This is a genomic window from uncultured Shewanella sp., assembly GCF_947501665.1.
In the GTDB taxonomy this organism is placed as follows: domain Bacteria; phylum Pseudomonadota; class Gammaproteobacteria; order Enterobacterales; family Shewanellaceae; genus Shewanella.
Genome location: NZ_CANMWS010000008.1, coordinates 88797 through 112109, shown reverse-complemented (window position 1 = coordinate 112109; position 23313 = coordinate 88797). Strand labels below are relative to the sequence as shown.

Annotated in this window: 17 protein-coding genes; 10 read left to right on the top strand and 7 right to left on the bottom strand. The window is 40.2% G+C overall.

The window, feature by feature from the left end; translation table 11 throughout:
• Positions 1-149: 149 nt before the first annotated feature.
• The 3 genes from hrpB to Q0976_RS07700 all read left to right on the top strand — a co-directional run bounded on the left by hrpB (position 150) and on the right by Q0976_RS07700 (position 6134).
• Positions 150-2792: an ATP-dependent helicase HrpB gene (gene hrpB, locus Q0976_RS07710; protein WP_299492678.1), complete on the top strand. Its 2643-nt coding sequence runs from the start codon at positions 150-152 to the stop codon at positions 2790-2792.
• Positions 2793-2817: 25 nt separating this feature from the next.
• Complete coding sequence (mrcB, locus tag Q0976_RS07705; protein ID WP_299492676.1) at positions 2818-5163, top strand: penicillin-binding protein 1B; 2346 nt, start codon at positions 2818-2820, stop codon at positions 5161-5163.
• Positions 5164-5372: 209 nt separating this feature from the next.
• Positions 5373-6134 (top strand): hypothetical protein, encoded by a 762-nt coding sequence (locus Q0976_RS07700; RefSeq protein WP_299492674.1) that lies wholly within the window; start codon positions 5373-5375, stop codon positions 6132-6134.
• 3 nt (positions 6135-6137) lie between these two features.
• Here Q0976_RS07700 and Q0976_RS07695 read toward each other — a convergent pair whose 3' ends face one another.
• The 3 genes from Q0976_RS07695 to Q0976_RS07685 form a co-directional block, all read right to left on the bottom strand.
• Positions 6138-6707 carry a DUF4879 domain-containing protein gene (locus Q0976_RS07695; RefSeq protein ID WP_299492672.1) on the bottom strand — a complete coding sequence of 190 codons (570 nt, stop codon included), beginning with the start codon at positions 6705-6707 and terminating at the stop codon, positions 6138-6140.
• A gap of 590 nt (positions 6708-7297) precedes the next feature.
• Positions 7298-8239 (bottom strand): hypothetical protein, encoded by a 942-nt coding sequence (locus tag Q0976_RS07690; RefSeq protein WP_299492671.1) that lies wholly within the window; start codon positions 8237-8239, stop codon positions 7298-7300.
• A 160-nt stretch (positions 8240-8399) separates the two neighbouring features.
• Positions 8400-8861 (bottom strand): hypothetical protein, encoded by a 462-nt coding sequence (locus Q0976_RS07685; RefSeq protein WP_299492670.1) that lies wholly within the window; start codon positions 8859-8861, stop codon positions 8400-8402.
• 326 nt (positions 8862-9187) lie between these two features.
• Here Q0976_RS07685 and Q0976_RS07680 point away from each other — a divergent pair, with 326 nt between their 5' ends.
• Entirely contained in the window at positions 9188-10147 is a 960-nt protein-coding gene (locus Q0976_RS07680; protein ID WP_299492668.1) for a DUF4097 family beta strand repeat-containing protein, read from the top strand.
• Between the two features lie 74 nt (positions 10148-10221).
• Here Q0976_RS07680 and rsuA read toward each other — a convergent pair whose 3' ends face one another.
• Positions 10222-10914 carry a 16S rRNA pseudouridine(516) synthase RsuA gene (rsuA, locus tag Q0976_RS07675; RefSeq protein WP_299492667.1) on the bottom strand — a complete coding sequence of 231 codons (693 nt, stop codon included), beginning with the start codon at positions 10912-10914 and terminating at the stop codon, positions 10222-10224.
• A gap of 241 nt (positions 10915-11155) precedes the next feature.
• On the opposite strand from rsuA, the gene Q0976_RS07670 reads away from it, so the two are divergent.
• The 4 genes from Q0976_RS07670 (at position 11156) to Q0976_RS07655 (ending at position 15214) form a co-directional block, all read left to right on the top strand.
• Entirely contained in the window at positions 11156-13240 is a 2085-nt protein-coding gene (locus Q0976_RS07670; RefSeq protein ID WP_299492665.1) for a M13 family metallopeptidase, read from the top strand.
• A gap of 183 nt (positions 13241-13423) precedes the next feature.
• The gene (locus tag Q0976_RS07665; protein ID WP_299492663.1) at positions 13424-14212 is read left to right on the top strand and encodes a RelA/SpoT domain-containing protein; all 789 of its coding nucleotides are present in this window, start codon (positions 13424-13426) and stop codon (positions 14210-14212) included.
• Between the two features lie 46 nt (positions 14213-14258).
• Positions 14259-14666, top strand: coding sequence for an SMI1/KNR4 family protein (locus Q0976_RS07660; RefSeq protein ID WP_299492661.1), 408 nt, complete (start codon positions 14259-14261; stop codon positions 14664-14666).
• A gap of 47 nt (positions 14667-14713) precedes the next feature.
• Entirely contained in the window at positions 14714-15214 is a 501-nt protein-coding gene (locus tag Q0976_RS07655; RefSeq protein ID WP_299492659.1) for a DUF4447 family protein, read from the top strand.
• Positions 15215-15285: 71 nt separating this feature from the next.
• On the opposite strand, the gene Q0976_RS07650 is transcribed toward Q0976_RS07655, so the two are convergent.
• The 3 genes from Q0976_RS07650 to Q0976_RS07640 form a co-directional block, all read right to left on the bottom strand.
• Complete coding sequence (locus Q0976_RS07650; protein ID WP_299492801.1) at positions 15286-16563, bottom strand: glycerophosphodiester phosphodiesterase family protein; 1278 nt, start codon at positions 16561-16563, stop codon at positions 15286-15288.
• 444 nt (positions 16564-17007) lie between these two features.
• Positions 17008-17673, bottom strand: coding sequence for a glutathione S-transferase family protein (locus tag Q0976_RS07645; protein ID WP_299492658.1), 666 nt, complete (start codon positions 17671-17673; stop codon positions 17008-17010).
• Positions 17674-17775: 102 nt separating this feature from the next.
• On the bottom strand, positions 17776-20388 hold the full coding sequence (locus Q0976_RS07640) for a TonB-dependent receptor (RefSeq protein ID WP_299492656.1): 2613 nt from the start codon (positions 20386-20388) through the stop codon (positions 17776-17778).
• A gap of 480 nt (positions 20389-20868) precedes the next feature.
• Between Q0976_RS07640 and Q0976_RS07635 the strand changes: the two genes are divergently transcribed.
• Positions 20869-22134: an Nramp family divalent metal transporter gene (locus tag Q0976_RS07635; protein WP_299492800.1), complete on the top strand. Its 1266-nt coding sequence runs from the start codon at positions 20869-20871 to the stop codon at positions 22132-22134.
• Between the two features lie 134 nt (positions 22135-22268).
• Positions 22269-23294, top strand: coding sequence for a methyltransferase (locus tag Q0976_RS07630; RefSeq protein ID WP_299492654.1), 1026 nt, complete (start codon positions 22269-22271; stop codon positions 23292-23294).
• Positions 23295-23313 lie beyond the last annotated feature (19 nt).

The following is a 23313-nucleotide window of genomic DNA, read 5'->3' as shown; positions in this document are numbered from 1 at the left end:
CAGTTCTCAATATGAGCTTCCAATCAACCGACGTCCCTACGTCGGTTTTTGTTTATTATTGTTCAAAAAGAGTCTTATTTTTAATTTATGCGAGATCCGAGTACACTGTTTATCATTATTTTGTATCGATTAATTTATTTGAGTCTGTTTTGAGTCAACTTCCTGTTCTTGATCTGCTGAGTGATTTACGCGCCGCCTTTCGTCAACATAATCAAGTGATCCTTGAAGCCCCAACGGGGGCGGGTAAGTCAACCGCGTTACCCTTAGCTATGCTCGATTGGCCTGAAATTTCAGGTAAAATTATTATGCTGGAACCTCGACGCATCGCCACTCGCAGTGTGGCGCGTTATATTGCTGCTCAGCGTGAAAAAGTGACAGGTAAAGCCTTAGGCCAAGAGGTGGGCTACCGTGTGCGTGGAGAGAGCAAAACCAGTGCGGGCGTGAAGCTTGAGGTGGTAACGGAAGGGGTTTTGACGCGAATGATCCAGCAAGATCCTGAGCTGAGTGGCGTCGGCATGATTATTTTTGATGAAATTCATGAGCGTCATTTGACCACAGACTTAGGTTTAGCTTTGGCTCTAGAAGTACAGCAAAGCTTTCGAGAAGATTTAGCCATTTTGGCCATGTCGGCGACCTTATCGGGCATGCCTTTAACGACTTTGATGCCTGACGCGATAGCGCTGAAGAGTGAAGGTCGAAGCTTTCCTGTTGAACAGGTTTATTACCCTTTAAAGCGTATCGCTTCCCAACATGGGCAAGGATGGATTGACCCTATGGGGGCAGCCATTATTGCCTTACTTGAAGCAAGTCTCTATGGTGGTATTCCTGATAAGCTGTCGACTTTATCCTCTTCTTCTTTTTTAACGCAAGTGACCCAGTTTGATGGTTTGAAAGACAAAAGCCTATTGGCTTTTTTACCGGGGCAATATGAAATCAAGCGTTTGCAAATATATCTTGAATCCAGGCTTGATCCCAATCTTTATGTGATTTGCCCTTTATACGGCAGTTTACCTGCGAAAGCTCAAGATCTCGCCATTGCCCCAGTAATCAAAGGTAAGCGAAAAGTGGTGTTAGCCTCGAATGTGGCCGAGTCCAGTTTAACCATCGAAGGCATAGGCATAGTGGTGGACTCAGGTTATCAAAGACAAGCGATTTTTAATGCTAAAACTGGCAGCAGTAAACTGAGTCTAAAGCGCATCAGTCAAGCCTCAAGTGCTCAACGCAGTGGCCGGGCGGGTCGTTTATCCAAAGGGATTGCATTGCGTCTTTGGGGGCAAGAAGAGCAGGGCCGATTGGCTAAAATGGACTTAGCTGAAATTGAGCACAGTGAATTGACCGATCTCGTGTTTGATTGTGCACATTGGGGCGTAAAGGCGGTGAACGAACTGCCGATGTTGACAATGCCCAGTGCACGTAATGAGGATTATGCATGGCAATTATTGCAATCCTTATTGCTGGTGGATAATGAGCGGAAAATGACGGCTCATGGTCGCAGTGCTTATGAGCTAGGGGGTCATCCTCGTTTAGCGCATATGATGCTTAAAGCCAAGATGTTAGCAAATCACAATAGCGATGAGAGTTTAGTGGGGTTGGCTTGTGTGTTGGCAGGATTATTGAGTGCTCGCGCTCGAGTGGGCATGAGTGTGAATATCTTAGATCATTTGCAGTCAGCCTTAACAGGAGAGCCGGCTCAACTGAGTCAACAATTTATGCGCAAGTTGAATGTCAATGGCTTGAAGATGAGTACTGTGGTGTATCACGCGAGCCCATACAATGTCGCTTTTTTGTTAGGACTGGCTTTTCCAGACAGAATTGCTAAAGCCAGAGGAAATAAAGGCTATCAGCTTGCTAATGGCACTGGTGTGGAATTGCCCGATAACAATCCTTTAAGCCAAGAGCCTTGGTTAGTGGTGGCTGATTTCCAAGAGAAGTCGCAAATGGCAGCGAGAGCTTATTTAGCTGTGCCTTTCCCTGTGGCATTACTCACGGCAGGCTTGGCTCAAGGTGGGGGGGAGCAGTCAAATATTTCACCTGATCATTCACTCGCTTTTTTGGTATCTTCGATTAATTTTTGTGAATGGGATGATGAGAAAGGACGCTTTTATTCTGAAGATAGGCGTTATATCGGTAAGATTTTACTCAGTAAAGTGGCAGGTCCTAAGCCTAAGCCTGAAGATGTTGTTCAAGCATTATTAGCACAAATTCGCAGCAAAGGGCTGCAAATATTGAACATGAATGATAAGGTGCGACAGCTGCAATATCGCATAAAGCTGGCAATAGAGCTTGATACCAGTGAAAAGTGGCCTGATATATCTGATCAATACTTGTTAGAAAGCTTAGAAGATTGGTTAGCGCCTTACTTAATCGATGTAAGCAATTTAACCCAGTTAATGAAACTTGATTGTTATCAGCTGTTATTGAATACCTGTTCATGGCAACAACAACAAAGATTAGATACGCTGTTGCCTAGCCACTGGCCGATGTTAACGGGAACACAAGCAGTCATTGAATATGATAATGCTGGACGTGCCACCTTAAGTGTGCGTCTACAAGAAGCCTTGGGTATGAAAGAGAGCCCATGTTTAGCTCAAGGCAAGTTGGTGGTGACAATGGCGTTATTATCGCCAGCAAGACGGCCTTTGGCGCTAACGGCGGACTTAGCCAGTTTTTGGCAAGGGCCTTATGTTGAGGTGAAAAAAGAGATGAAAGGTCGCTACCCTAAACATCTTTGGCCTGATGATCCTGCTAATACACAACCGACTAAATTTACAAAGAAAAAGATTCAAAAATAATAGGTTTGAGTCCTTTGGATAGACAATGAAAACGAAAGCAAGCGGAAAAGCAAAAGAGTCGACAGCTAAGCAGTCGAATAAAAGTACGGCTAAAAAAAAGCATCAGAAACGCAAAGGTTCACTCGGCGCGGGGCGTAAAATCTGGTCCATGTGCTGGAAACTGGGTCTAATTGTGTTTGCAGCAGTGAGTCTTTATTGTATTTATTTAGATCAAATTATTGCGAATAAATTTGAAGGACAAAAGTGGCATTTGCCAGCGCAGGTATTCAGCCGTTCGATGGCATTATATCCTGGTGCGGCCATCAGTCATAATCAATTATTATCAGAGCTTAAATTACTTGGCTATCGTAAGGTGGCTAACCCTCGCCAAGTGGGTGAATTTTCAGCCTCAAAGACCAAAATTGATGTTTGGCGCAGGCCTTTTTTACACCCTTTAGGTCAACAGGTTGCCCAGCGCGTGATGGTGACGTTTAATGCTGAAGGGGTGAGTTCGGTGGCCAGATTAAGCGATCATCGTCAATTGGCCGTTTTTCATTTAGAACCTGTGTTACTCGATCGTATTATCACTGGCGATGGCGAAGACAGGTTATTTGTGCCGATGGCCCAAATCCCGACGCAGATAGTCAATGCATTAATTATGACAGAAGATCGTACCTTTTATGAGCATTATGGTATTAACCCTTTCGCAATTCTTCGCGCCGCGATGGTGAATATTAGTGCAGGCCATACAGTACAAGGTGGCTCGACGTTAACTCAGCAGTTAGCTAAAAACTTTTTTCTGTCGAGTCAACGTTCACTGACGCGAAAATTACGTGAAGCCTTGATGGCGATCATTATTGATTTTCGTTACTCAAAAGATGCCATATTAGAAGCTTACCTTAATGAAGTGTATATGGGGCAAGATAAAGCCCGTGGTGTGCATGGTATGGGACTGGCATCACAATTTTATTTCGGTCGGCCAATTGCTGAATTGACCTTGCCTCAGCAAGCTTTTCTCGTGGCAGTGATTAAAGGCCCTTCTTATTATAATCCTTGGCGTTACCCAGAGCGGGCGCAAGCGCGTCGAGATTTAGTGTTACGTTTATTGATGGATGCAGGTAAATTAACCGTGCCTGAATATAAGGCTGCGGTGGAATCGCCATTGGGGCTACGTAAAGCCGATAAACCTGTTCACCAAAAGCTGCCCGCTTTTTTTGCAGTCGTCAAACAAGAGCTGAATGATAAATATGGCGGCGCATTATTAAAGCGTTCAGGTGTCAAAGTGTATACCACCCTTGATCCTATTGCACAGGAAGCTGCAGAAAAAGCCGTTAAAGGTACCATGAAGCGCCTGAGTCAAAATGATAAGTCCTTGCAAGTGGGCATGGTGGTTACAGATAAATATTCTGGTGGCATTGCAGCCATGGTCGGAGATAAAGTCCCTGGATATCATGGTTATAATCGCGCTGTTGAAATACGACGGCCTATTGGTTCATTGATCAAACCTTTTGTGTATGCGACAGCTCTGAGTGAAGGAGATAAGTACAGTTTAGCGACACCGCTAAAAGATCAGCCTATTACTCTGAAAAATGGACAAGGAAAAACTTGGTCCCCTCAAAATGTTGATAGAAAATTTCGAGAGCAGGTGCCTTTACTTACTGCTTTTAAGAAGTCCATGAATGTGCCGACTGTGAACTTAGGGATGGCCATTGGTGTGAAAAATGTGGCGAATACATTAAAGGTTGCTGGTTGGCGAGGGAAAGTCTCTCAATACCCGTCAATGTTACTTGGCGCGGTTAATGGCTCACCATTAATGGTGGCGCAAGCGTATCAAACCATTGCAGATAATGGGCGCTATCGTCATTTATCATCGATTACTGCTGTATTGGATTCTGATAATAAAGCCTTACCTGTCAGACGGGAGTCTCGTGAGCAAGTCATTGCTCCAGCAACGGATTATTTAGTCAAGTATGCGATGACACAAGTGGTGAAATCGGGGACGGCTACTCGATTAGGGCAAGCTTTTCCTGGCGTAAAACTGGCTGGCAAAACAGGAACCAGTAATGATTCAAGAGACTCTTGGTTTGCTGGGTTTGATGAACGAAATGTGGCTGCGGTTTGGGTTGGCCGAGATGATAACGGTAAAACAGGGCTTTATGGAAGTAATGGGGCCATGGCTGTTTATCAAGCTTTTTTAAAGAACCGTCCTCCAATGAGCTTACGTATGACACCGGTGACAGGTGTGGTTAATGGTTATTTTGAGCGTACATCAGGTGTCGCGAAACAAGGTGATTGCGGTAATGTTGTTGCTTTACCAGCGTTGAGCGATAGTTATCACCCTGCTGCTAATTGCGGTAAACCTTTATCTTGGTGGCAACGTATTTTGAATTAACCTTGTTATTAACGTATTGTTGATATTTATAGTTAGTTGATTATAAAAGGTTTATCTTTATTCTGTGCATTTAAACTGTTTTGAGATTAGTATTTCATAGCCGTTTAGGTGTAAAGTGATAAAGGTACATTGTTGCGAAGGAACGTCTTAAATGGCTATTACGCACTTATTTTAGTGTGTTTGGCCTTCATTAATGAGGTATGACGTTTATGAAACCTTTCGCTCCCGCTATCGTGTTACCTTTGCTACGGTCCGGGCAACCCGTTGCTGCTAAGGTTGATTCTAATAAGTCTTTAGTGTCTGAAGGTAAAACAGAATTAACCGAGTTGCTGCTTAGTGAGGCCATTTTTTCTCGTCTCAAGACACAATTGGGGGATGCGGCATTGGCCAATGATTTGACTCAATTTGTAATGCAACAAGTTCTCACTTGGAAGGCTGAAATGCGAGATGTGGAGCAAGGTGATAGTATCATTGCCTATTCTTTCGGGAATAGGATTGATGAAAAAGGCAATAAATTACCAGGCCCCATGAACGAGCAGATTGCAGATCGCGTCGTTGATATTTTTAAACAAAATCCAAAACCTGTTTATGCCCAGTGGGAAGTGGCTGAGGCGATAGGAGAGCGGATCCCCCCAGCGTTTTTATTTTCAATTTATCCTAAAATAGATGCCAAAGGAGAAGTGATTTATTTAAATACCTTAGGTGTGGCTAAAGAAGCAATAAGGCTGGCTAAAGGCGTCGAAGGTTTAGGCACTGCTATTGTCGTGGCGTTTGCTGATCATAGTTTACGCGCGGTTAATTTATCAAGGGAAGTGGGGATTGATGCCTATTTACCTAAAGGTGTGAGTTTACCTCAAGATTATGATGCTGATTCTGGACAACCTTGGACTCGAAGTCGTGAAGCGTTTACTTTGTATGAGATTAAAACGCGTGCAGCTTATGAAGCGGAAGGAATGAAAAGAAAAAAATAGCGTTTATTGAATGTAAAGTGTGTCACTCCAATAGAAGGGGTGACTATTAGAGTAAGATGTCACATTTAAATGGCCATGTTGTTGGCCGCTAAAATCAAAGTAATGTAACCAAGCAGTAATCTTTTCGCCTACTTGACAGAAATGAAGTTGGGATAACTCTCCACATAAATACTCAGAATGCGCCGCATTTTTCTCTAAGCCATTTAAACTGGCTTTTGCTGAATGGCCTTTGCCATATTGAAACACCACAACCAGTAATTGTTCCCCTTCATGATCAAATTCAGTGGCCTTTTGGGATTGGGCGACATCAATCCAACCTAGCTGTGTTGAACCAACAGAGACAATTTCAAAATAAGTGATGCCCTGTTTATGAGGGCTGAATGAGTATTTGTTGTTAGGTAATAAGGAGAGTAATGCCTTTATTGTGAACTCATCACCTTGCAAACTAGGCCTATTGGCGAAGCGATTAATATTTATGATGGTATCATCTTTTATTGTTGCGGCTTGTGTTGTAAGGCTAAAAAACAAAATGCCAGTGAGCATGATATACGTTAGGCGTTGTAAAGTACTCATGGGCAGCTTTTACCTCTGCTAATGATTTGAGCTTACATTTGGGTATAGGATAGTTTGTTTGAAAACTCAAATTATCCTATCTAACCTGAACTCGGGATAAGCTGCGCCACTTAATAGCGCTATTTTGTCCCTATCTATGTTGTGTTTTCTACTAATAGTCCACTATTAGACACGACATCCCGCCTTGATATAGACAAAAATAGCAGTATTTAGCTAAATTAAACAATAAAGAATAACGGGACCTGATTTTAACCTATTGACTTTAAATGGATGACTAATGTTCTTTGACACTTATTATCCCAAGTTCAGGTTATCTAAAGTATAGCTAAATCAATATAAAATGACATACTCAGCTGGAATGAAAAGTGATTTAGGCTAGGCGAATGGTTAAAAGCATAGTCATTCTACGGTAAAACAAATCAACAACGTATAAATCACTTTTAAACCAGCCTTTTAGGAGCTTCATTTGAGCGACACTTCTTTGTTGCATTATCTCGAAAGGTGCCTACATTCCATCAATAATGCGCCTCAAATTGCCGCTCAATTGAGCGCTCTGAGACTATCATTTTATATTGATTTAGCTATAGTGCCTAAGAGAAGTGATGGGTGATGCTCAACAACCTTCGTTCATTTGATGGGCTTAACTTAAGGTGTGTAAACAAATAAACGATTGCTGCGGTCAAGGTGATTTGGTGCAGGTTATTTTTTTGCTTTAGTAGTAATTGCCGACAAGCATATTCAAGTGGCGTTCTCTTGCCGTCTGATAAGTCCATTTTATTCAGTGTCGTGATGTTTGGTGCATCGCAGTCTTCGGTGAATACCCAGTGACATTGATTATAGAGATTAAGTAAACACTGATGATATTGCGTTTCAGTCAATACGGCTTTGTTTTTTATTACCCAACTTAAAGTGATGAGATTATGTCCCCAAAAGCCAGGTTGAGTCAAACAGGCGTTCAAAACCGTGTCTAACTCGGGATAACCTTCAGCATTGAGCAGAGGAATAAAAGAAGGTGAAAGTGAGTATTGTTGTTGGTTATTCCCATAAAAAGTGCTGGTGACAAATTCACAAAACCGCTCAGTGAATCGATAAGTTTGTTGGGGATTGTTAACCAGTGAATGAGCTTGATTAAAGCTCAATAAAATAGAGAGATGATGACTAAGGTAAAGGTTGTTTTTCACGCATTCAGTGAGGTAATAATGAAAGACGGCTTGAAAACCTTCTTCTTCTATCCACTGCTGCATGATGAAATAAGCATAAGGATAAAGCCCGTGCTTTAATATCCAATGTCGCCTGCGAACAACTACATTAATGTTTGTATCTTGCCCAAGTGTCTTTTCAAGAAAAAGGGGTTCTTCTATGTCAATGATGGAAACGACTTGCCGCCAGTCTTTTTCAGGCCAACTAAAATGCTCTTGTAACTCATACAGTGATAAATAACATTTCAAACTGTGCTGTTGATGAATAATGGCAATTCTTTGCAGTGCATTGTCGAGTGTTATAGTAGAAGGGGTCATTGTAGAGAGTGTCATTGAAATGATTCATCATTAATCCATTAATTTTCAAATATTAACATATAATTAAATGCGTATAAAATGATAGTCTCAGCTGGGGTTAAGTGAGATTTAGCTATAACTTAACGAAGACACTTAGCAGTTTTTAGGACTAGTGCCAATGAACACTCTTTAAACATCAATTCGACTTGTTTGGAAAGTAGTTTTGTAATTGGCTGGGAAAGTCATTTTGTTTGAGCTTATCGGGATTAAGGGTATTGAGTAATTGTCCTGTTGGGCTAATGAGGTAATAGGCATTGCCTCCATCTCCAGGAAAATAGATGCGTACTTTTGTAAATTGACCAAACTTTGATAGGGTAAGCTGTGAAGCGAATACGCCTAAAAAATCGGCTAGTTGTCCTGTTTGCTGGCATGAAGGAAACTGCTTAATAGTATTGGTAAGACAGGAAGCGTGGTGGCTATTTTGATAGGATGGGCACTGAGCTAATTGAGGCTGACATTGTTGATAGTCAGTTAAATTGAATCCACCTTTAAGAAAATCTGGGTGCTGAATACTGGTGATAGGAATAGGCATGGCTAACGTGTAGAGGGGGAGTAAGATGATACTTAGTAATAGGATTCTACAGGATTTATTATGCATGATTGAATGACCATTTAGTTGGTTTTCAGTTTGATATCTTGAGTATAGAAAGAGTGTAATGAAAAAATAGCTATTATCAAACTGTGATACTGTAAAGTTTAGAGGAACAGTTGATTTATTTTATTAAGCATTTATTTTTGTATGATTTTGTTGTTTTGCATTGATTTTTTTAGCAGGAATGCGTTTATACTCAGTTAAGTACTCAGTAGAAAAATAATGTCATCAAAATAAGTCTAGAATAATAGATAAGGGTTATACAAAATTTAGGGAAATAGTCACTTAAAACAATCGATGGAAATTAAATAGAACAATCGAGGAGAAACAGGATGCGATCCACAATAATGATCAAATTTTTACTCATTCCTTTTTTACTTTTTAGTCAAGCCAGTTTTGCAGCCAAAAATGTTAATAAACAAATGCAATTACAAGGTGATGTGGCCTTGAATGTGAAAGTATTGCGAGGAAAAGTATTATTTAAATCTTGGCAAAAAAACGCCATTAAAGTGACGGGAAGTTTAGATAAACTGAGCGAAGGTTTTATCTTTGAAAAGCAAGGTAATAAGGTTGTTATTGAAGATGAACTCCCTGATAAAGTGACCGGTGAAAATAAACAAGGTTCAGATTTGGTCATTACAGTACCTTCTTCTCTAAACCTTGAAGCGTTAGGGGGGTCGGCTAATTATGATGTGAGCCAGCTGAGCGGAGAGATCAGCATGGAAACGGTCAGTGGGCATATTAAAGCTCAACAGATTTCAGGCACTATTTTGTTCCATACGATTTCAGGCGATATCATTACTAAAGGCTTGCAGGGCGATGCGAGTTTAGACACGGTTTCAGGGGTGATAGCCGATCACGACAGTCAAGGCACGATGCGTTACCGCTCAGTGAATGGAAAACTCAGTGCGAATAACCAAGCCAAAAATGTGTTTGTTGAGCAGATTTCGGGTAATACAACGCTGCGTTTAACAACAGTAGATAATTTAAGTGTGAAAAGTATCAGTGGTGATTTGGAGTTGAATTTAGACAACTTAACAAATGCCGCAAATATCAGTAGTGTGAGCGGGAGTATTTTTGCCCAGTTTTCTGATATCCCGAACTGTAATTTTGATATAGATGCAGGTCCAGGTGGGAAAGTGACCAATACCTTAACGAAAGATAAGCCCACAAAAGAGAAATATAGGCCTAATACTTATTTACGTTTTATGACGGGCAACGGCTCGGCTGATTTTTTTGTTAAGACGATAAGTGGGCATATTCAATTGAGAAAACAAAGAATAATTGAATAATACCTTGATGTTAAAATGTGAAAAAGCGCCCGTCATTGAGGGCGTTTTTATCATGGTTACTTAAGTTACTTAAGTTACTTAACTGATTGTATTTCATCTGTTGTCAGGTAGCGCCATTCACCTAAAGCAAGAGTGGGATCGAGTTCAATGTCACCGATAGCTTCTCTGTGTAATTTAATCACTTTATTACCCACTGCTGCCAACATGCGTTTGACTTGGTGATACTTACCTTCGGTGATAGTTAAGCGCGCTTGATGGCTGCTTAATATTTCTAAAAGAGCAGGTTTGGTTAATCCATCTTCATTATTGAGGGCAATACCGTGTTTAAAGGTGTCTATTAACGTTTCATTTAGCGGTTCGGCCACGTCTAATAAGTAGCGCTTCGCGCAGTGCTTTTTAGGAGAAGTGATACTATGAGACCATTGGCCGTTACTAGTGATTAAGGTTAATCCCGTTGTATCTGCGTCAAGACGACCTGCAATATGCAAATTATCGACTTTGACAACATCAATAAGACCTAACACTGACGGATAGTGCTCATCAACCGTTGAACATAAGGTATTAAGCGGTTTGTTGAGCATAATAAAGCGAGCGCCGAGTAAATGCAGTTGCTCGCCATTTAGGCGAATAACATGTTCATTTTGCACTTTAAAATCAGCGCTTTTGACGATTTCATCATTACAAGTGACATCACCTCGATGAAGGGCCTTTTTAGCTAATGAGCGAGTAAGCTCAGTGGAGCCACAGATAAATTTGTCTAAACGCACAATATACTCAGAGTAAAAAATAATATGGCGTTATTATACTGAACCTCTAGCCTGTTGAATATGCTATGCAAATAAAATAGTGGCATTAATGTGAAGGGGGTTTAAGCGAGGTATGCATTTTTACACGCTTAATGTGATGTGGTAATGATGAATCCTTTGTTTTTCAGTTCGCTGAAGAATGGAACGAATATTTGGCTTAATACATCAATAGAATAAATTGACTTTAGATTAAGGAATATCAATGAAAAAAATAGTATTAGGAGGCTTATATGCTTCCTTGATTGTCGGGGTAAGTGCTTGTGATACAGATAAAGTCGTACCAAAAGAAACACAAGTAAGCCAGACTGATAGCGCCATGCCCATCCAAAAAGTATTAAGTTCAGGTGTCGATTTTGATAATTTTGATTTATCGGTTCGCCCACAAGATAATTTTTATAATTATGTCAATGGGAATTGGATTAAAACTGCTAGGATCCCAAGTGATAAAACCAGTATTGGTGCATTTTATGATCTGAGAGATAAATCCCAAGAAGATATAAAAGGTATTATTGAATCACTGTCTAAGCAAGAAGGATTAAAACAAGGCAGTGATGAGCAGAAAGTAGCTGATTTATATAGTTCTTTTATGAATGTTGATAGGTTGAATCAATTAGGGATTATGCCGATAAAGGCAGAGTTAGATAAGATAGCGGCAATTGGCAATAAAAATGAGTTAATGGCATATTTTGCTCACAGCCAGGTTATTGGCAGTTCGAGTCCACTGAACTTTTATGTGGATGTCGATGCAAAAGATTCGAGTCGATATGTCAGTTCTCTTTGGCAAGGGGGCTTAAGTTTACCGGACAAGGATTATTACACTAATTCAGCACCGAGATTTATTAAAATACGCCAAGCATTTGTGAAGCATATTGAGAATATGTATACCTTAGCTGGATTTGATGAGCCTAAAAATAATGCTGATAAAGTGATGGCATTGGAAACTAAACTGGCATCAAATCACTGGGGAGTCGTGGATAATCGAGACAGTACAAAAATCTATAATTTATATAAAGTATCTGATTTATCTACGCTTGCACCCAATATCAATTGGCAGGTGTATTTAAAGGCCATAGGTGTACCCAAAGCGGTTGATATGGTGATCAATCAGCCTAGCTACATTGAAGGTTTCAATCAGTTGATTAATACAGTCGATTTACCGACATGGAAGACTTATCTTCAATGGCAACTTTTGTCGAATATGGCAGGTGATTTAACTACAGCATTAGACAATGAACATTTTGCTTTTTTTGGCACCATATTGAATGGGCAAGAGGCGCAAAAGCCTCGATGGAAGAGAGGGGTCGCTATTGTCAATGATCAATTGGGGGAGGTTGTCGGTAAAGTCTATGTGAAGCGTTATTTTTCTCCTGCGGCTAAAACGCGCATGCAAGAATTGGTAGAAAATTTAAAAACCGCTTATGGTGATAGCATCAAAGATTTAACTTGGATGAGCGAGACGACCAAGGCGGCGGCAGAAGAAAAGTTGATGTTGTTTACGTCTAAAATTGGTTATCCCGATAAATGGAGAAATTATGATGCGCTAACCATTAAATCTGATGATTTAGTAGGAAATAGTATTCGATCCCATGAATTTGAGCATCAAGATGAACTTTCAAAATTAGGTGGCCCCATTAGAAAGTGGGAATGGTTTATGACACCGCAAACGGTGAATGCTTATTATAATCCTTCGATGAATGAAATTGTTTTTCCTGCTGCAATTCTACAGCCCCCTTTTTTCAATATGAAGGCAGATGATGCGGTTAATTATGGCGGTATTGGCGCGGTGATAGGGCATGAAATGGGCCATGGTTTTGACGATCAAGGTGCCAAATTTGATGGTCAAGGCAATATGAGAGACTGGTGGACAGAGCAAGATTTAACGCAGTTTACTCAAAGAGGAAAGGCTTTGATAGCCCAGTATAATGGTTATTCTATTTTTGAAGGGTTAAATGTCAATGGTCAGTTGACCTTAGGGGAAAATATTGGTGATTTATCAGGTCTTACTATTGCTTACAAAGCGTATCGGCAATCTTTAAAAGGAGAGCAAGCACCTGTGATTGATGGCTTAACGGGTGATCAACGTTTCTTTATTGGTTTTGCACAAGTGTGGCGAGCCAAAATAAAAGAAGCAACCATGCGTAAATATGCGGCAATTGATCCCCATTCTCCAGCAGAATTTCGCTGTATTGGCGCACTTTCAAATATGCCGGAATTTTATCAAACTTATGGGGTAAAAAAAGGCGATAAAATGTATATCGCACCCGCTAATCGTGTAAAAATTTGGTGACATAGAAAGTGATAAGACCACTTTATAGTGGTCTTTACAATTTATTTAATAGTTTTTTTATTTATATTTTTCAATAGTAAAGAGCATTTAAACCAAGAATAAATGAATTTTAATTCAAAGGCAGGGTTTAATTTTTTGTTTGAGTCCTTATATTTTTAATATCGTTATTGCATAAGGATTGCTATGAAAAGATTATTTAGAACGTCTTTTATTTTCTTATTTTTATTATCGACTCGCACAGGATTTGCACAAACGCCCCATTTTGATAAAGGGGAGCAAACGGAAAATATTCCGTTTTCAGTCTCTTCTTTGCCTGTTACTGATTTCGACAAATTACTCAGTTTTCCCTCACAACAATTCACCCCAGCTACACAATCAAGTGCTGATTTATCACTTCTCTATCAACAAGCTTTTCATACCAAAAAAGATTTAGACACACTGCTAGGCACCATCAGTACGACGACACAAACTCAAGCCATTTTTGCACCTCTTAAAACAGCCCAGCGTGCCGATGAAAAAATTCAAAATAAGTTTGATGGCGATAGCAGTAAAATAACGGATTTAGTGCGTGGCAGTTTAGTGGCGGATAATGTCAATGGATTGGTGAGGGCCTATGAAGCGTTAACTGCTCAGGTTGAAGTTGTTCGAATCAAAAATCGGTTTGCAGCGCCAAAAGATTCAGGCTATAGGGATCTTAATTTATTGGTAAAATTACCTCATTCAAACATGATCTGTGAAGTACAACTTCACCTTTCACAAATTGCGCAGATTAAAAGTGGAGCAGAGCATGAAACTTATCAAAAGATCCAGAGTATTCAAGCGAAAGCGAAGCATAACCAGCGAGATTTATCTGAAATTGAATTGGCTCAAGTGACTCGTTTGAGGCAGGAATCTTTTAAGTTGTATCAAAGAGCCTGGCTAAATTATAAAAAATTAAGTGATGGGCGGTTATTACCCGTAGCGGCGGCCTAGTGGTATACTCTTGGTTAAATTTATTGCCGATAGTTGATACAACAGAATGAACGAAATCATTGAGCAATTGCAAAGTGTAAGTGAATCAGTGCCAGTGCCATTAGAGCTGCCAACGTTTGAGCAACTAGTGGAAGTAGAAGAACAAATTTTAATCCCTTTGCCTATGGATTTAAAAGAATATTTGCTTTATGCCAGTGATGTTATTTATGGGTATTTAGAGCCTGTGACTGTGAGCGATCCTCATTCTCACACTTATTTGCCTGAAGTCACAAGCTATGCTTGGTCTATTGGCATGCCAAGGGAGTTCATTGCGATTTGTCAGCAAGGCGACCGATTTTTTTGTATTGATCAAGAAAGCCAAGTGATGCTTTGGAGTGAAGGAGAAATACAGGAAGATAGTTGGGAATCTTTTTGGCAATGGGCCGAGGAAGTGTGGCTACAAGAAGCAGACTAAAAAAGCTTAATTATTAAAAGAAACGAATAATCATTGGAACATAAATCATGGCTAAAGATGTAGGCTATAATGCCTTAGAAATGCAATATCTCCGTCTTTCACTGGCATTAAGCACTGCTCAAGTTGCTGAATTGGGTAAGATATCCGAAGCTGATGTGATTGCGTGGGAGTCGGGTGAGAAGCCCGTTTCTATCCCAGTGCAAAAAAAATTATTAGCAATCGATGAGACCATTGAAATGCAAGTACTTAATACTTGTGATGGTATTGAAGCACTCTTTGAAAAAGAACCTAAACGACGTTTAAGTTTTGTGGTGTATCCGACTCAAGCGCTATATGCTCAATATAACTCTGAGTTTTTAGGCGCATTACCGTTTAGTGAGCTTTATAATACTTCGGCTTGGCGGATCAAAAAAGAATGTAAATTAATGCAGGAAGTGGATGTCACTTTGGTGCCATTATCCATGGAATCTTATAAAATTTTTAGAGAAAAAGAAGGGTTAAAAGAAAGCCCTGACAGTCGAGCCAAGTGGGCGGCGACGCAAATTTAGTATGCTGTGTACTATGATGGTTAAAAAAGTGTGTAATCATAAAATTACACACTTTTTAATCTAGACTCAGATTATTTATTTTTGATACCGATTAAACTTTCAGTATCATTGGGTGCTTTATTGCCTTGTTTACTGGGCAGGTTCATGCAATTAGCATAGTAAACAACGGTTGCGGGCCAATCAGAAAATACGCCTATGACGCCCACATCTTGTGCAAGTACATCAAGTAGCTTCAGTGTATCTCCATCATTGGTAATGGCTTTACTAATACTTTGATAATACCAGCCACCATTATCTGTTGTCAGTGGGCCTGAACGTTCTAAAGACCAAGCGATAATATCAAGGCCTGCTTCTTTCGCCGCTTTTGCATAGGCAGAAGGAATAATCTTGTTATTGTCATCAAGGGTGACTAGCACCCAAAGTGGTGGAGCAATAATTTTAACGCCAGAGTCTTTAAGTTCTTCCATGGTTGGCGTCCACGTTGTTGCATCGTTAGGGTCTAAATTGGCCGTATCATAACGATCATCAAGAAAAACAGCTTGTTTGGCAAATTTAGGATCATTCGCTATCCAATATTTGATGTCATCAAGGTTAAAAGATTGAGCAAAAACTTGAGAAGGATCAACACCGGCTTCGGTATACTCATCTAACATTTGTTGAGCATATTGTGCTTGTGTATAACCATCAAAGGGCATGGTAACACTGGGTTCTTTCAGCTCAGGGACCATTTTGACGCCTGCTTTTTTGAACATATCAATGCTTTCTTTATGGGTCATGACGGTTGCACAACTGGCATAAAGGTCGGTGCGCCACTCTGGTGTACCATCCATAAATGCTTCCGCTGTCGTGGCATCAGGGTTTGTACCATCCATCTTCGCACATAAACTCTTAAATTCTGCCAGTGTAATGTCACTGGTACAGCATGTGGCTGCCGCGGGGGTTCCTGTCACGGGATCGGCGGGAGTGAAAGGTTGAGTGCATTTATTGGCTAGCGTTGGGTTGGCCAATATGTTAGTTGTGGATGCTAAATCACATTGAGAATGGCGGCAAACTAATTGTTTATCGGCTGTAAAAGTGACATCACATTCAACGATGCCGGCCCCTGAATTAATCGCGGCTTGATAAGATTCTTTACTGTGCTCGGGAAATTGCATTGAAGCCCCTCTGTGTCCCAAGGCAAATTCAGTACGATAAAAAGGTTTATTGCTGCATTGAGCCAGTTTACTCTTAAGCTTAGGATCATCTAGTTGGCTTAATAAATAAAAGGGACGCACACCCACTCGAGCAAGGGACTTTTGTGGATGCGATGGATTGCTGCTTTCGATAGTGGTGTCTTTAGGGTGTTTCATATCTGAGACATTGGCAAAGCTGGAAAAACTGACGAACGCAGCAGTGCTTAAAATCGTGCACAAAATAGAATAAGGTAATAATCGCATATAACGGCCATCCTTCATAATGACAAAAACGGGTTTAGCATTAATAGATGAACCTTGTATAAAGACTAGATTAATTTAGATCAATATGAAAATTAGGGGAACTAATGAGAAAGCAGAATGCTGTGTTTACTTAGTTAATTGATTTAAATTATTTTTATTTAAATTTGTTAACGTACGAAAAGATTGTAATAAATCTTGTTTGTTACTTATTTGTGTTTATTTTGGAAGAGCGGTGAGGGTAAGCCGTTTGAAAAGTGTTTTTATTTTGTATGTATTCATCTTAATGGTTTAGGTGAAGTATAGTGGGGCGTAATAGATCGACGACTTTGCGATCTATTTATCTGATTTATATTGTTTTTATGCAACCTTTGTTGCGGTAGTTTCTTCTTTTTTCAGTGCACGAGCCAGTGCGGGACGAGTCGAGAGTCTATCGCGATATTGGGCTAATTTTGAGGGGATCGTGAAGCCAGATTTTGTTGCCCATTGCAATGTGTGGGTGAGAAGAATATCAATGATGCTTAAGGTATCTCCTAATAGATAATCTTGTTCTGGAACCCAAGATTCAGCAACAGCAGCAGCTTTATCAAATTCCCAAATGGCCACTGTTTGCATGTTTTCTTGCCTAATCGCCTTGGGCAATGCAAATTTGTGTTTGGCTAAGGTCCACAAAGGTTGTTCTATTTCACAGATAATGAAACTGAACCATTGATGATATAAAGCTGAATTTGGGGTGCCTTTTTTGGGGATGAAAAGAGGCGTCTCTGATTCAATATTGTATGTTTCAACTAAATAAGTACAGATGGCAGCAGATTCAGATAAGGTAATGGGGGTATCTGTTGTTGATTGATTTTCATCGATGAGGATTGGGATTTTTCCACTTGGACTGATTGCCAAGAAATCAGGTTGTTGGCTGTCTCCTTTTGCAAAGTTAATATACTGATATTGCCAAGGGAGGCCTAATTCTTCAAGTAACCAAGAAACGCGAGTCGAGCGGGTTCGAGGCGCTCCATAGAGAGTGATCATTGTATTTCCTTATTTTATAAAAATGTTTAGCTAGCGACTGCTTTGTCGCTAGCTAAACATTAAGTTTTATATCAATGACTTAAAAAGTGTAATCAAGTTTACTTAAAAACGGTAAGTGGCGGATGCGTACCAAAAGGCCCCAATAGCCGAATAAGTATTTTGATCGTAACCCATGAAGTCAACCTTGCTAAATGGTGGGTCTTCATTGAAGACGTTGTTCGCCCCCATGGTGAGTGACCAATGATCAAACCCGATATAGGTAACATTGAAATCAACGGTTGTCATGGCATCAATATCACCTTCAGTGTTTTGCTCTTCGGTGTAAGAGACTTCACTGATGTAATTTAAACGAGTAGTGGCTTGCCAATCATTAATGGCCCAATTAAGCCCCCCTGTCCAGCGATATTCTGGATGCTCGTAACGTCCCTTTAACTCAACCACAGATCCATCAGCACGTACTTGCTCAAATTCATGTACCCAAGTGAGGTTGTAACTCAGACCAAATTCACCATAATTACCTGTATCGAACATGTATTGCACATCAAAATCAATACCGTCTGTGGTTTGCTCATTGAGGTTGTCAAATTGATCGTAGACACGAATAATACGGCCTGGGATCCCACCTGATGAGGCTTCTCGAACCACAACCGATGAATCGTTGCCTTGAGTATTAATCACATATTGTGGATCAGAATCAATCAAACCATCGACTTTATAATACCAATAATCCACGCCTACACTGAGGTTATCAATAATTTCCCAAACACCGCCCACATTATAGGAGGTCGACTCTTCAGCTTTTAAATCAGGGTTACCTGAGAAATTAACTGTTTTTTCTTGAGCAGTACAATCTTCAGCTGCATTGGTAACAGCACAGCGCTGTGTATCAATGAGTTCTGGTGATTCTTGACTGGCGCCGAGTCCTAGCTGAACCAGTGAGGGAGCTCTAAAGCCTTCGGCCCAACTTGCTCTGAATGTGAGAGTATCTAATGGCGTGTATAATAGGGCAATTTTGGGGCTGGTAGTGGTACCAAAATCACTATAGTTTTCGTAGCGTCCAGCGAGTTGTGCTTCTAAGGTATCAAAAACGGGGACAGCAAACTCTAAAAAGACTGATGTTTGATCTCGATTTCCGTAGGCTTCGGTGGCTTCGGTACCAAAAATTTCACCCCGTAAAAAAAGCTCATCGGGACTATCAGATAAATCTTCTTCACGGTATTCAAATCCCACAGCCATACCGACATGACCTGCTGGAAGCTCAAAAATCTCTCCTGCTATGGTGCCATCAAAAGCGGACGTGGTGGATTTTGCATTACGAGTGGTGTTTACTGAAATCTCATCAAGTACTGCAGCAGTTTGTGTAGTGGAAAAGGGGTTGAAATTCCCCGAATTAATTTCATCTTGTAGGACTGAGGTCCATACATAACCATTTTGGCCAAATTCATAATTACGATTATAGGAATAAGTGTAGGCTAATTCCCAATCCCATTCGCCCAGCATGCCATCAAGACCCATGACTAAACGGGCACTGTCAGATTCGGCTTCTTTTTTACGCCCCCCGGTCTCGGTGACGCGGCGACGCATGGTTAAGTCTTCCCCTGAAGATGCATAAGGGTTATTTGCTGAGTTATAGTTTGGGTTGTCGGCAAGCATATACAATTCTGCATTGGAAGGGCTACCGGCACCATAAACAGTACTTTCGTTATGTTGATACATCATTTCGGCAAATAAGGTGATATCGTCATTGATGTAATAGTCATGAAAAACCGATAAACCGACTCGTGTCGTTTCTGGGGTGGAGGTCATAAATGGGGCATAGTCATAACGACAGAAGGTACCGTCATTACTATCTGCGGGACAGTTTGTGTCGGGCTGCCAACTATATTCATCTGATAATGTGGTAATTGAGCCATCACTGCCAATGTCCGCTGGAATATAACTGCCGGGGTTGCCCATTGAAGATCGAGAATCACTGCCGCCTCGAGCGGTTTGGTTAGCCGATTTAGAGTAGCTTCTATCGGCAAGTGATGTTTCATTTTCATGGAAATAATTTAAAATAATACTGGTGTGGGATTTTTCTGCATGGCTACCCCATAGAATGGAGGCCGAGGTTTGACCGCCGCCATCTTCAACAGTGTCACCGGCTTTAGCATTGATTTCAAACCCTTCAAAATCTTTCTTCAATATGATATTGACGACACCGGCAATGGCGTCAGATCCATATGTGGCAGAAGCACCGTCCTTAACAATATCCACTCGTTCAACGGCTGACATAGGAATGGCATTAATATCAACGAAGGAGGTATCGATATTTTTTGCAAAAGAGGACACGGCAACACGGCGACCATTGAGAAGGACCAGTGTTGCATCAGCACCTAGTCCACGTAATGAAATTGCGGCCCCGCCATTGGCGGTATCATCAGAGTTATTGCCTTGGGTGGCGAAAGTGCCTGCACCTGCAATAGGGAGTTTACTTAATAGTTGTGACATATCTTGGGCCCCAGAGCGGGCAATGTCTTCATCTGTTAGCACTGTCATGGGGGACGCACCTTCTAAATCAGTGCGTTTAATATGTGAGCCTGTGACAGAGATATGTTCCAGAGGCTCTTCTTCTTTTAAGCGAGTGTCATTTTCTGCGGCAAAAGCGATGGGTGATAAAACGCTTGAGACTGCCAGCGCGCATAGGCTGGGCCATAGGTGAGGTTTTTTCATCATAATCCTTTATCATTATTATTTTTAAAAGTTAAATCACGCAGTCATATCGCTCAGCTGATGCCAACTTAAATAAAAATAAGCGACAGCTAAATTAAATCGCTAAACTTTGACCGCTCAAATTAACAACAAACGAATAACAATTTAAATACTAAATAAATAATGTCAAACAATTGTTAATGAAAAACATGAAACCTTTTTGTGTTCTCACAAAGTAAGGGCATTAAATAATGAGTCGAAAAATGATTAAGTATGATGTTGTGTTTTTATTTTAATGTTTGATATTTAATGATTATTTTATATATATGAAAGAGGGTTTTAATGTCATTGGTTCCGTTATTTTCTGGTGAAAAGTTGATAGATTTCTTTCAAAACATTTTTATCAAAATAAATTTTGTGGTATTGCTAATGCCAACTTTTTAGGGATTATGCTGTTTTTGTCACTAAATACTCACTTGTTAGCTAAGGTAGTGTATGAAAGAAATGTTAGAGATAACGAATAACGCGACAGGTAAGGGCTTTTTTCGCTTGTTCAAAGCAATGGGGCCGGGGTTATTAATGGCCGCTGCAGCCATTGGGGCGTCACATTTGGTGGCATCAACGCGGGCGGGTGCAGAATTTGGCTGGCAATTGGCTTGGGTTATTTTAGCGGTTAATGTGATCAAATATCCTTTTTTTGCCGCAGGCGCTCGGTATACCGTTGCTACCGGAGAAAGTTTACTGCAAGGTTATTATAATCAAGGGCGAGGCTATCTTGTTTTATTTACTTTACTTAATGCGATTGCAGCGGTAGCCAGTACGGCGGGTGTGAGCATGCTCACAGCCGCGATGTTGACTTTATTTGTGCCTTTATCGATTGATATTTTGGCCCTGATTGTACTTATTTCAAGTTTAGCATTAATCATTTTAGGCCATTATCGTCTGCTCGACAGGCTAAGCAAGTTTATCATGTTTGCACTCACGTTAACGACATTAACTGCAGCCGCATTGGCATTGAATATTCCTTCGGTGATAAATAGTGATTTTGTGTCAGTTTCTCCTTGGCAATGGGCAAATATTGGTTTCTTAGTGGCGATGATGGGATGGATGCCCGCGCCTATCGAGGTCAGTGTTTGGAATTCTCTATGGCTGATTGAAAAGCAAAAACAAATGCCGATTAGTAAAAAGCAAGCCTTAATCGACTTTAACGTAGGCTATGTTCTTACCATTATTTTAGCATTAGTTTTTTTATCTTTAGGTGCATCAGTGATGTACGGTACCAATGAACATTTTTCTGATTCAGGGGGATTATTTGCTAATCAATTGATAGAGTTATACAGTGATGTTATGGGAGGAGAAAGTCGTTATCTTATTGGTGTTGTAGCGTTATTATGTATTTTCAGTACGACAGTCACCGTCATTGATGGCTATAGCCGAAGTTTGGCTGAAAGTTGGGCACTATTGACGCATCATTCTAAAGATAATTATAAAATAGTAGGGTTAACACGCATTATGATATCGATGAGTGTATTGAGCTTATTCATTATTTTGTTTTTTCAAGGGTCGTTATTACCTTTGTTAGAGTTTGTCATGATATTGGCTTTTATTACGACAGTCGTGTATGCCGCGCTCAATTTTAGGTTAATGCTCTCTGAACAGTTATCTCCTGAAGACAGATATGGGCCAGTGATGAAACTATGGTCTTGGTTAGGCATTGTTTATTTTGTGAGTTTTTCAATATTATTTATCTATTGGAAGTTTATTCAATAAGTTAAGTTTATTTTAATAAAGTCAGATTGGCATACTTTATGGGTAAAGGTGCCAAAAGCTTATTTGTTTCATTTCTTGATGTTCTGAATATCAGCACTAGAATTTAGGTATGTTTATGATAAAAGAATAATATTATGTCTATTGATAACTTCTTACATCGTGATACCCCCAAAGAGCAGTTGTTAGATTTTACATTAGTGTCAATTGTGGCTCAATTGATTGGCGTCGTTGCTAAATTGGGGGTAGCTGATTTATTAAAGCAAAAACCCATGTCGGCAAGCGAGCTTGCTACAGCGATAGATGCTAATGCGCCTTTTCTTTATAGAGCGATGAGAACATTGGTCGCTTTTGATGTCTTTAGGCAAAATATGCAAGGAAAATTTGAATTAAGTCCAATGTCTGAGTTATTACAAATAGACAATCAAAATGGGTTGCATCATATTGCAATTTTAAATGCCAGTAACTTAGGCTGGAAGCCTCAAGGGGCTTTATTTGATGCTATAAAAACAGGCGAAACACCATTTGAAACTATTTTTGAGAATAACCTATATGATTTCTTAGATAACAACATTAATGATGCGGCACTGTTTGGCGCGGCTATGACTAACTTAACCAATGTTGATTTAGCTGGAATTGTTGAACATTTGGATTGTTCTGGTATTGAAACCTTGGTGGATATTGGGGCCGGTGAAGGTGAGTTGTTATCAGAGTTATTAGTTAAACATCCAAAACTTAAAGGCATTGTCGCGGATAATGAAAGCACGGTCTTAAGAGCACAAAAAAGGCTTGAATTTAAAGCGTTGGGTGCGCGTTGTGAGTTTATTCCTATTGATTTCTTTAAATCTGTACCGCTTGGTGATGCATATATAATGCGAAAAGTTATTCATAATTGGAATGATGAGAAAGCGCGTATTATTTTAAAAAACTGCCGAGCGAAAATGTCTTTAAAAAGTAAGCTCTTTATTGTTGAAGCGGTATTGGCTAATGATAATTCAGGTGCACGTGCAAAGATTCGAGATATCGAAATGATGATTTATCTCAGTGCGAAACAACGGACGAAATTGGAGTTTCAACGTTTACTTGAAAGTAGTGGTTTCACATTAACGAGAGTGATTGAAACAAATGTTCCATCAAGTATTATTGTTGCAACGCCCGTTTAAGGTATTTTTGTTGATTTTA

Coding starts and splice junctions, on each gene's coding strand:
- mrcB (WP_299492676.1), top strand. CDS start 2,818: ATGAAAACGAAAGCAAGCGGAAAAGCAAAAGAGTCGACAGCTAAGCAG.
- Q0976_RS07700 (WP_299492674.1), top strand. CDS start 5,373: ATGAAACCTTTCGCTCCCGCTATCGTGTTACCTTTGCTACGGTCCGGG.
- Q0976_RS07695 (WP_299492672.1), bottom strand. CDS start 6,707: ATGAGTACTTTACAACGCCTAACGTATATCATGCTCACTGGCATTTTG.
- Q0976_RS07690 (WP_299492671.1), bottom strand. CDS start 8,239: ATGACACTCTCTACAATGACCCCTTCTACTATAACACTCGACAATGCA.
- Q0976_RS07685 (WP_299492670.1), bottom strand. CDS start 8,861: ATGCATAATAAATCCTGTAGAATCCTATTACTAAGTATCATCTTACTC.
- Q0976_RS07680 (WP_299492668.1), top strand. CDS start 9,188: ATGCGATCCACAATAATGATCAAATTTTTACTCATTCCTTTTTTACTT.
- Q0976_RS07670 (WP_299492665.1), top strand. CDS start 11,156: ATGAAAAAAATAGTATTAGGAGGCTTATATGCTTCCTTGATTGTCGGG.
- Q0976_RS07665 (WP_299492663.1), top strand. CDS start 13,424: ATGAAAAGATTATTTAGAACGTCTTTTATTTTCTTATTTTTATTATCG.
- Q0976_RS07660 (WP_299492661.1), top strand. CDS start 14,259: ATGAACGAAATCATTGAGCAATTGCAAAGTGTAAGTGAATCAGTGCCA.
- Q0976_RS07655 (WP_299492659.1), top strand. CDS start 14,714: ATGGCTAAAGATGTAGGCTATAATGCCTTAGAAATGCAATATCTCCGT.
- Q0976_RS07650 (WP_299492801.1), bottom strand. CDS start 16,563: ATGAAACACCCTAAAGACACCACTATCGAAAGCAGCAATCCATCGCAT.
- Q0976_RS07645 (WP_299492658.1), bottom strand. CDS start 17,673: ATGATCACTCTCTATGGAGCGCCTCGAACCCGCTCGACTCGCGTTTCT.
- Q0976_RS07640 (WP_299492656.1), bottom strand. CDS start 20,388: ATGATGAAAAAACCTCACCTATGGCCCAGCCTATGCGCGCTGGCAGTC.
- Q0976_RS07635 (WP_299492800.1), top strand. CDS start 20,869: ATGTTAGAGATAACGAATAACGCGACAGGTAAGGGCTTTTTTCGCTTG.
- Q0976_RS07630 (WP_299492654.1), top strand. CDS start 22,269: ATGTCTATTGATAACTTCTTACATCGTGATACCCCCAAAGAGCAGTTG.